We start from the raw sequence: 4,546 nt of genomic DNA on the forward strand, positions 1-4,546 counted from the left end.
AAGTATGGGAGCGGACGGAATCGAAAACCTGATGTCCATGAGGTGAACTCCTTCTTTAGGGTATGCAACGCGCTTGATGGTGAAGACGAGGATACTAAGAGCAGTGGCTGATATACTTTACCTCCGGCTTCTTCCACTGCCCGTTGCCATACTTCCCATTGCTGTTGAGGTTCCAGTTTTGTTATCGGTCTAACCTGTCGCTCACTCGTGGGCAGAATTTGTGTCCCATTGGTTGTCAAATTTTGATTTTCCCCATTTTGACAACCAATGGGACACAAATTTTCGTAAACACCAGCTGCGGCAATCAAATAATTTGATTGTTGCCGACTATGCCCAAAGCGATGGCTGCGCCAACGCCAAGGGCGAACGCGGCAATATTCTTGAAATGTTATATACGTGGAGCGATAAAGCCGTCTGTCCCTCAATTCCGTCAGCGCTTTGCCCGCCTCAAAAAACGCCCGTTCTACCTTTCGCCAGGTGCAAGCGGTAAGCGTAGCCATGCCGTCAGGCTTATCGCTAATTTTTTGCTCGGTTAACTCTGGAATTTCAACAGCAGTAACAGTGATTGTTACTAACCAATCAAGCAAGCTTTTTCGTCATAAATACGCTATTCGGGTCATCAACGTATTCACCAAACGGGCCTCGGTACTCAAACCCATACCGTGTATACAAGGCTCGTGCTGAAGCAAATTCTGGAATTACCCCTGTTTCTAAATTCAAGCAATCGTAACCACGCCGTTGGGCTTCTTTAATAATCTGTTCCAGAATCTTTGAGGCGACACCCCTACGTCGGTGAGCCTTGACAGTACGCATTGATTTAATTTCACCGCTTCTTGAATCTAGTTCTTTCAATGCCCCGCATCCAACCAGTTCTTCGTCATCCCAAGCCGTCCAAAAAGTAATATTAGGCGAACGCAATGCCTCTATATCAAGAGCATGAACGCTTTCGGGTGGGGTAACCTCATGCATGTTTTTGAGATGTTCCCTCAGAAGGTCAGCAATATTTTTACCTGTCAGGTCATCTTCACGAATTTGCAATCGGCTCATTTCCTTCATTAACCCCATATTCCTGCTCAATCAAACCCAACAGCCTCTCCTCCATAGCAGTCAAATACCGTCGCTTCAGTTCCCCCAAGTGCTTCAGCAGAGCACAGGCAGCATCTTCCAAGTTCTCATTTTCCTGTAGTCTGTTAATGCGATCGCAAAGGAGCTGCATCTGCTGACATTCGGACTCCAAGTAATTCAGTGGTTTCAAGTGGTCAATTTTAACGGTGTACTGCCCATACCAGAAAAACAAAAGATTAGCTGGTAGTATTTATGTAATACATCAAAACCACATAATACCTTTATGCGAATTGAACCATACGAAGATAGCCAACTTGATCCCATCAAAAGTCTTTCACTCCGCGCATGGAGTCCGGTCTTTGATTCGATTCAAAAAGCGATGGATATTGAGGTGTACCATTCATTCTACCCTGATGGCTGGCGTGTAAGCCAGCTTAATGCTGTCGAGTCCGTCTGTACTACAGCAGACATGAAAGTGTGGGTTGCCATCGATTCTGATTCAACCGTGGGCTTTGTAGCCGTGAAGCTCCATTCAGAGAGTAGTATGGGAGAAATTTACATGATTGCTGTTGATCCAGATTATCAACGTCTTGGCATTGGAGCCGCTCTGGTCGAGTTCGCTCTTAATCAGATGAAAGCTGCTGGTATGTCCGTTGCTATGGCCGAAACCGGAGGCGATCCAGGTCATGCACCAGCACGTTGTACCTATGAAAAGCTGGGTTTCGGGCTGTTACCAATTGCAAGGTACTTTAAAAAGCTGTAAAAGGCATTGAGACAGGATATTTGTAAAAACCTGCATTCGAGCCTCACTCATGCTTTATTTCTCGTTACCGAACAAGGCTTTTTAGTCAAAATTTTATTTTGTAGAATCACTTAAAGCATTGTTGTATTAATCTCTAATTTCCGACTCCAAGACAGTCAACAATTTCTCTTCCAGAGCAGTCAAATAAGCACGATTCAGTTTCCCCAACGACTGCAACAGATTTTTGACAGTCTCCTCCAGCGAATTGGAATACACTCGACTGATGCGATCGCAAATCACCCGCATCTGCTCACGCTCCGCAGGCAGGTAGTTGAAGGACTTCAGATGTTGCAACCCAATGGTGTACTCGCCATCCCACATCTCCAGGGTGCAACTGAACTCATTCACTGCGCTGACTATCCCCCAGCAGCCACCCTTACCCCTGAGTTCGGCGTTGTCTTTGGCTAAGATTTGGCATACCTCGCCTAATTGATAGGTGTTAGGTACTTGAGTGCGTTCCATTATTCGCTGCACCGCATCTTTGACAATGCGATGAGATGGTACTTTCCCGTTGGCAGACTCTACAGCTTGCTCCCATGCTTCGGGCTGAATGTCCGGGTCTAGCTTGGACAGTGGCCTGATTTGCCACTCATTCGTCGGCAAAATGTGATCGTTCCGATCACATTTTTGCTCTAAGTTATCAAATATTACTGCTGCATCCATTAGAAGATAAGATTGGCGACGATTATGCCCAAAGCGATGGCTTCGCCAACGCCAAGGGCGAACGCGGCAATACTCCTCAAAGGTTTTGTGAGTAGAGCGATATAATTTGCGATCCCGTAATTCCATTAATGCCTTCCCCGCCTCAAAAAATGCCCTCTCTACTTTCCTCTCCAGAAATAGGCGATCGCTTTGCTCTTCCTGGGTCAACTCTGTTACTTCAACAGCAGTAACTGTAATTGTTGCTGTAGCTGGATCTACTTGCTGGGAGATATCCTCGTTTGCAAAGTTAGGGAGTGTTTTTGAATCATCAGAAGCAGCAGAGGTGGATTTTTTGCTCTTACGGGTTGATTTGTCCATAAACCCACCTCTAGGTTGATATTTAAGCTACTTGTTGCCGATGCTCTACTAAATCAAGTAAAGGAGGGAATATTCGGGATTTATCGGTAGAAACTAACACAAAAACTGCATTTGTCGAGAAAGGTTCTTGAATATAGTTGTAAAGAATCACAAATGCTCTGGTAGTCAGATAATGAGCATTTCTAAGTAAAATTACAACTTTGCTATCTTTTGACTCTGCCACCAAAGTTTTTACTTGTTCTATGAGCCTTTCAATATCTTGGGCTTCATAAGCATTCTTCGCTTCAAAATCTATGATTTGGTCACATATAAACGATGTCATTGCTTTGCCTCTGTATCTTCAACTTTCTCAAAAGTTCCATCAGCACGTCGCCGCCAACCATCCACAATTACATCATCTTCAAAATTACGAGGTTTTGAGGGATCGCGCCAGTCGTAATCAATAGTTTTATCGGACGATTCTGGCTTTTTGTTAGGTATTTTATCCTGATTAGATTCGTTCGCTTCAGTCATGCCGTTTTTCTTTTCAATAGCAAAAAAGCCGTCTCATAATCATCCTGGAGTTGGCTATTATAGAATTTGTCTCATGCCGCACCTCTATTGGCATCAATGATAATCATGTGTGGTTGACGTTTTGTTGATTTTGGCGACTCGCTTTTTCCTTCTACTTCCTCTGAAGCAGTTTTTAACACCTCATCATTTGATGAGTGGCCAGTTTTGCCATCAATATTGTTTGGCCGCCATTCCAAAATATCTCCAGGCTGACATTCAAGTACTTCACAAAATCTCCCCAAGGCATCAAATGTAATTGAGGCAGCTCTTCCTTGTTCAATTTTTTGAATATTTTGCAGGCTGTAACCAGTTTTCCTCGCTAGCTCATTTTGAGACAAGCCTTTAGCTTCTCTCGTCTTTTTCAGTTTTACAAGCACAGGCATTTCCTAATTCTTACTCCCTAAAGTAGCACTACTTTCAGTTGGTTATCTATACTGTGTGTATCTATAAGTAATCTAAATAATAACTAAGAGTAGCATTACTAATCGTAATACAAAAGTTGACTTTAGACTATTGCTAGCTACTTATAGTAGCGCTACCATAAGTAGTACAAAAAGTAAAAAACAAACACAAAAGACGACCGACTGAGCCTGAGAAACTTCCGCGATCGCCTTTTGTTCCAATTAATTATGGAGATTTCAATTATGACGCATCCAACCTACACACAGCAAGCCCTTTGCCGCTATAACCTCCCCCGTCTCAAAAGAATCGCTGCCGAACTCGGCGTTGCACCCACCGGGGATAAAAGAGCGGTCCAAGCCTGGGTAAACGCAATCATCACCCACCAATCCACCCAGCTTCAGAAAGTTGACAACCAAGCAACAGCCCAAGCCGAACTCGACCATCACATCGCAACCCAAGCCCAAGTTGTTGCCCCCGAACCCCTCACAATAGTCGAAATCTCGTTTGGCGATCACGAATATTACGCTGATGACAAACTGGTAGCCAGCATTAGTCATGACGACAACCATTTAACGCAACGCTGGGTAGTTATCAATACTGCTCGGTTAAGGAGAAATAGAGGGTAAAACAAGGAAGGTTTTGTTCGCGTGAAATTTCCGCGAATAAAATAAATAATTAGACTTACTTTTTCTCTTTGAGGCTATC

General features: G+C 44.0%; 8 protein-coding genes and 1 pseudogene. 2 read left to right on the forward strand and 7 right to left on the reverse strand.

Annotation, left to right across the window (positions count from 1 at the left end):
- The 3 genes and pseudogenes from H6G97_RS46100 to H6G97_RS46110 all read right to left on the reverse strand — a co-directional run.
- Positions 1-587, reverse strand: a pseudogene (locus H6G97_RS46100) (hypothetical protein); the annotation flags it as partial.
- Positions 580-1,047 (reverse strand): GNAT family N-acetyltransferase, encoded by a 468-nt coding sequence (locus H6G97_RS46105; RefSeq protein WP_190947101.1) that lies wholly within the window; start codon positions 1,045-1,047, stop codon positions 580-582. The pseudogene H6G97_RS46100 and the gene H6G97_RS46105, both read right to left, overlap by 8 nt.
- The gene (locus H6G97_RS46110; RefSeq protein WP_190947106.1) at positions 1,025-1,216 is read right to left on the reverse strand and encodes a hypothetical protein; all 192 of its coding nucleotides are present in this window, start codon (positions 1,214-1,216) and stop codon (positions 1,025-1,027) included. The genes H6G97_RS46105 and H6G97_RS46110 overlap by 23 nt, the downstream gene beginning before the upstream one ends.
- A 240-nt stretch (positions 1,217-1,456) precedes the next feature.
- On the opposite strand from H6G97_RS46110, the gene H6G97_RS54220 reads away from it, so the two are divergent.
- The gene (locus tag H6G97_RS54220) at positions 1,457-1,828 is read left to right on the forward strand and encodes a GNAT family N-acetyltransferase (RefSeq protein WP_338421992.1); all 372 of its coding nucleotides are present in this window, start codon (positions 1,457-1,459) and stop codon (positions 1,826-1,828) included.
- A gap of 126 nt (positions 1,829-1,954) precedes the next feature.
- Here the strand turns inward: H6G97_RS54220 and H6G97_RS46120 are convergent, their stop codons facing one another.
- From H6G97_RS46120 to H6G97_RS46135, 4 genes are all read right to left on the reverse strand, one after another.
- Entirely contained in the window at positions 1,955-2,887 is a 933-nt protein-coding gene (locus H6G97_RS46120; RefSeq protein ID WP_190947103.1) for a hypothetical protein, read from the reverse strand.
- Between the two features lie 22 nt (positions 2,888-2,909).
- Entirely contained in the window at positions 2,910-3,209 is a 300-nt protein-coding gene (locus H6G97_RS46125) for a hypothetical protein (protein ID WP_109013378.1), read from the reverse strand.
- The gene (locus H6G97_RS46130; RefSeq protein WP_190947104.1) at positions 3,206-3,400 is read right to left on the reverse strand and encodes a hypothetical protein; all 195 of its coding nucleotides are present in this window, start codon (positions 3,398-3,400) and stop codon (positions 3,206-3,208) included. Before H6G97_RS46130 ends, H6G97_RS46125 begins: the two co-directional genes overlap by 4 nt.
- Positions 3,401-3,471: 71 nt before the next feature.
- Positions 3,472-3,822, reverse strand: a complete 351-nt coding sequence (locus H6G97_RS46135; RefSeq protein WP_190947105.1) for a helix-turn-helix domain-containing protein — start codon at positions 3,820-3,822, stop codon at positions 3,472-3,474.
- 261 nt (positions 3,823-4,083) lie between these two features.
- On the opposite strand from H6G97_RS46135, the gene H6G97_RS46140 reads away from it, so the two are divergent.
- Entirely contained in the window at positions 4,084-4,467 is a 384-nt protein-coding gene (locus tag H6G97_RS46140) for a hypothetical protein (protein WP_242056086.1), read from the forward strand.
- Positions 4,468-4,546: the final 79 nt, after the last annotated feature.

This window comes from Nostoc flagelliforme FACHB-838, assembly GCF_014698065.1.
In the GTDB taxonomy this organism is placed as follows: Bacteria; Cyanobacteriota; Cyanobacteriia; order Cyanobacteriales; family Nostocaceae; genus Nostoc; species Nostoc flagelliforme_B.